Source organism: Olavius algarvensis spirochete endosymbiont, from assembly GCA_900608495.1.
Lineage (GTDB): Bacteria > Spirochaetota > Spirochaetia > DSM-2461 > DSM-2461 > UBA2779.
Map to the genome: position 1 here is coordinate 1 of UWYT01000108.1, position 4,626 is coordinate 4,626.

At 46.6% G+C, this 4,626-nt stretch carries 3 protein-coding genes; 2 read left to right on the forward strand and 1 reads right to left on the reverse strand.

Annotated features, from left to right (window positions below; translation table 11 throughout):
- Both S1OALGB6SA_RS02580 and S1OALGB6SA_RS02585 read left to right on the forward strand, forming a co-directional pair.
- Window positions 1-519, forward strand: a 519-nt coding sequence (locus tag S1OALGB6SA_RS02580; protein ID WP_195910255.1) for an exonuclease SbcCD subunit D C-terminal domain-containing protein, incomplete at its 5' end; no start/stop codon positions are given.
- A gap of 11 nt (window positions 520-530) precedes the next feature.
- The gene (locus S1OALGB6SA_RS02585) at window positions 531-3,755 is read left to right on the forward strand and encodes an AAA family ATPase (RefSeq protein WP_124032454.1); all 3,225 of its coding nucleotides are present in this window, start codon (window positions 531-533) and stop codon (window positions 3,753-3,755) included.
- 55 nt (window positions 3,756-3,810) lie between these two features.
- On the opposite strand, the gene guaA is transcribed toward S1OALGB6SA_RS02585, so the two are convergent.
- The coding region (gene guaA / locus S1OALGB6SA_RS02590; RefSeq protein WP_124032455.1) for a glutamine-hydrolyzing GMP synthase at window positions 3,811-4,626 on the reverse strand (816 nt) is incomplete at its 5' end.

Here is a 4,626-nt window from a genome sequence, read left to right on the forward strand (position 1 = left end):
CCGCGGCAAGTGAATGAAGCCGAGCATATTCGTTATTGTGGATCGCCCATCCCCTTGAGCTACGGCGAAGCGGACCAGGAAAAAACTGTCAGCATTGTCGAGTTTGACGATACGAGGCCCAGTATAAATATGATTCCCATCCCCCGCTTCCAGCCCCTGGAAAGAATTGCCGGATCGCTCGATGAGATTACTTCGCGCCTGAATCAGTTATGCAGGGACAAAAGCAATGCGTGGCTGGAGATAGAATATACGGGTGTTGGACCTGCAGGAAACTTGCGGGAAACTGTCAATGAGTCGATTGCAAGCTCATCAATGGAAATTGGGCGGATAAAGAACAAAACTGTTCTCAACAGGGTTCTAACTTCGATTCAGGATGAAGAAATGCTTGAAAATATTGATGTCCACCGGGTGTTTGAGAGCTGTTTGGAAACCATTTTGCCTCATGAACGAAATGGCTTGCGGGCTTCGTACAAAGAAATTCTTCAACTCTTAAGTGAGAAGGATCCCCGAGCGGACTGAAGTGGAACGCAATGAAGATACTTGAGCTTCGGTTTAAAAATCTCAATTCGCTCTATGGCGAGTGGCTCATCGATTTCACTAATCCGGACTATCTCTCGAGCGGCATTTTTGCCTTGACAGGACCAACCGGTGCCGGGAAAACAACAGTTCTGGACGCCATTTGCCTGGCTCTCTACGGCGCAACACCTCGGTTGGGTAAACTGACAAAAAACAGCAATGAGCTAATGTCCAGACAAACCGGCGATTGCTATTCGGAATTGCTTTTTGAATCTCAAGCCGGCAGATATCGCTGTAACTGGAGCCAGCATCGGGCTAGATACAAGGCAGATGGCAAACTCCTGGATGCAAAGCACGAGATAAGCGATGTGAATTCCGGGCAGCTTATCGAAACAAAGAAATCCCTGGTTCAACATATCATCCAGGAAAAAACTGGAATGGATTTTGAACGCTTCACTAGATCCATACTGCTTGCTCAAGGCGATTTCGATGCCTTCTTGAAGGCTGATGCGGAGCAGAAATCAAAAATACTTGAGCAGATTACCGGCACAGAGATATATTCGGAGATTTCCCGCTGCGTCCACGGGAAGCGAAGAGAAGAGCATGAAAAACTAAGCATTCTAAAAGCTGAAATTTCCGGCATAGCGGTTATGGAGCCACAGCAGGAAAAAGAGATTCTGAACTCTTTGGAAAACGAGAGGAAATTGGAGATTGAACTCTCCGCAAAATCCAGCAAAGCCAATGCCGATCTTGCCCGCCTGGTCAGCATCAATGGCCTTGAAAAAAGCATATTCTTTCTCTCCGACGAAATTGAAAAACTGGAACTTGAAAATCAGGCTTTCGCTTCGGATCGAAAACGCCTCGCCCTGTCAAGGAAGGCGGCCGAACTGAATGGCGACTATGCAAACTTGTTAGCCGTAAGAAGACAGCAGGAAGCTGATACAAGTGCTCTGGAAAATGCACTAAATAACCTGCCGAAACTTCAGCATGCCTGCAATCAAAGCGAGATTGATTGGAATTCTGCCCAGGAAAAAGTTCAAACCGCCAGAGAGCGGCTGCAGGAAGCCACACCTTCAATGAAGAGAACACGCGCTCTCGATCTGAAAATTGCAGAAATGAAAAAGCATATAAAAACATACATAAGCGACTGTGAAAAGGATGAAAAACTGTTGAAACTCGAGGGGCAGCTGAAAGCTCAGGAATTGAATAGACATGTTGGGGCAGATAAATCCCTGGAAGCTCTTCTGATATATCTAATGAAAAATTCCGCGGATGAATGCCTGATCAGCAGCCTCGCGGCCATTGAATCACAGTTCGAGAGCTTTCATACACTGCAAAAAGAAATTGAAAGAGAAGGAGAGAAAGAACAGAAACTCAGAGAGGAGCTTAAGGAAAAGGATAAAAAACTGGAACAGAATAGCAGATTGGTAAGGATGCAAAAACAAGCGCTGGATGATATTCATCATAAGCTCGATGAATCAGGCGCAGAACTGAAAGGAACGCTCAAAGATAAAAAACTTCGTGAATATCACTCAGAGAAGGAAGCCCGACTTCGCAAGGCGGCTTATCTGGCAAGAATTGAAGAATTGGAGCATCAGCGTACACAGCTTGAAGATGGAAAACCTTGCCCCCTCTGTGGAGCTAAGGAACATCCCTTTGCAAAAGGAAAAACGCCTGAGCCCAGCGGGCTCGAAAAGGAAATAACCAGACTTACGGAAATTATAAACAGTGCGGAAAAGTGGGAATCCAGAATCAAATTGCTCAAAGTGGGCGAAGCGGAGGCTCGGAGAAGTCTTACCGAAAGTGAAAAACTGGAGATATCGATTAGCAAGGATAGAAAATCACTCCAGGGAAATCTCGCGGGATTGAACGATCGTTCAAATAGAACTAGGGATAGTCTCACTACTCTGAGCAGAAGCATATTGCTTGGCATTGTCGAAATTCCAGACTCTGGTTCTGGCCCTTTGCTGGCTTCGCTGCAACAACGCCGGAGAAAATGGCTGGATTCACTTGAAAGAAAGGCTGGTTTGGAAAAGGAAATCGCCAAAATAGATGGCGAGATTCAAAGGCTGGATGCCGTATCTGAAACTAGAACAATTGAACTGAAAAAGAAAAAAAGAGAACTGGAGAAATATCAAAGCGAATACCAATCCGCCTGCAATGAACGTCAGGAACTCTTTGGCGATAAAGACGTAGAGGCTGAAGAACTTCAATTGAACGGGGCAATCAGAAATGCCGAGTTCAGGAAAGAAAAACTTCGAAGCGCAAACCATTCGGCCAGGGAAAAACTTGCTGCCGTTAACGACAGTATTGCCTTGTCTGAAAAAAACCTAGCCAAACGAGCTTCCGAAATAGCGGCATTGGAATCCCATTTCAATGAAATCTTGTTGCACGCGGGGTTCACAAGCGAGCTGGATTTCCAAAATTCGCGCTTGACAGGCGATGAACGCGATATGCTGAGGTCTAAAGAAAAAAAACTCGACGATCAACTCACGGAACTGCGAGTCAAAAAAAAGGATCGCGAAGCTCAGCTGGAACTTGAAACACCAAAAACAACGGCTACGCTTGAAGAAATGCAGGTGCTGAGAAAAAAACTCGAAGAATTACTAAAAGAAAAGCGCAGGCAACTCGCCGAACTGAAATCCAGGCTGGCCGGAAATGACGCTGCAAAAAAACGTGTTGAAGAGAAAAAAACAATCATTGAAACACAAGAGCTTGAATGCAATCGCTGGGAAAAATTGCACGGACTGATTGGCTCCGCAGACGGTAAAAAATATCGGAATTTTGCACAGGGTCTCACCTTTGAATTGTTGCTCTCCCACGCTAACCGACAGCTTGCAAAACTTAGCGACCGCTATTTGTTGATTCGAGATAAGGAACTTCCGCTCGCCATGAACGTTATAGACTGTTATCAGGCAGATGAAATTAGACCGGTTAAAAACCTCTCAGGTGGCGAAAGCTTCATCGCAAGCTTAGCACTCGCTCTCGGACTCTCAAAAATGTCCAGCCGAAAAGTCCGTGTCGATTCCCTGTTCCTGGATGAAGGTTTTGGCACTCTGGACGATGATAGCCTTGAAACAGCCCTGGAAACTGTCTCCGGGCTCAGACAAGATGGAAAACTGATTGGCGTCATCTCCCACCTCCCTCAACTGAAAGAATGCATCAGTACCAGGATAACGGTTACGCCGCTATACGGCGGTAAAAGCACTCTGGAGGGACCAGGCTGCAGGATAGTTTGACTGTGAGACATCCAATCCTTCTGCCGATGAACGACTGATTCCTAAGTGATCTGACTCACTCCCATTCAATAGTAGCCGGCGGCTTGGAGGAAATATCATAAACCACCCTCCCAACGCCCTTTACCCTATTGGTAATCCTAGTGGAAATCTCAAGTAAATCGCCCATTGGAAAATCAAAAACATCGGCGCTCATGCCATCCTCGCTAAGTACTGCCCGCAAAGCAAGAACACAGCCATATTCACGAGTATCTCCCGCGACGCCAACCGATCGCACCGGCAACAATACACAGAACGCCTGCCACACCCGATAGTAAAGTCCCCTGCTCCTCAGCTCAGAAATATAGATGTCATCAGCCTCACGAAGTATCCTCAATTTCTCCTCCGTTACATCCGAAAGAATGCGAACAGCCAGACCAGGTCCGGGAAACGGATGCCTCCCAACAATAGCATTCCCCATTCCCAAAATACTCCCAAGTCTTCGCACCTCATCCTTGTACAAACTTCCCAGAGGTTCGATAAGCTCACCTGCTTCCCTCTTCGCTCGAACCAGGGGAGTCCCCACATTATGATGGCTTTTAATCACATGCGCCTTATCGCCAACCCCTTCTCCGGACTCGATAACATCAGTATACAGGGTTCCCTGAGCTAAATAATAATTGCCGGAAAGGTGCTCCGACGCCTCATTCCTCTGTACCTCAATAAAAACATCTCCTATAATCCGTCGTTTCTCCTCCGGGTCCACCACTCCCGCAAGTCGTCCCAAAAAACGTTCTTTCGCATCCACCAACAAAATATTCTTCGCACCAAGCGATCGCAGAATATCTTCAACTTCCTCGCCTTCGTCCTTCCTCATCAAACCAGTATCGACATA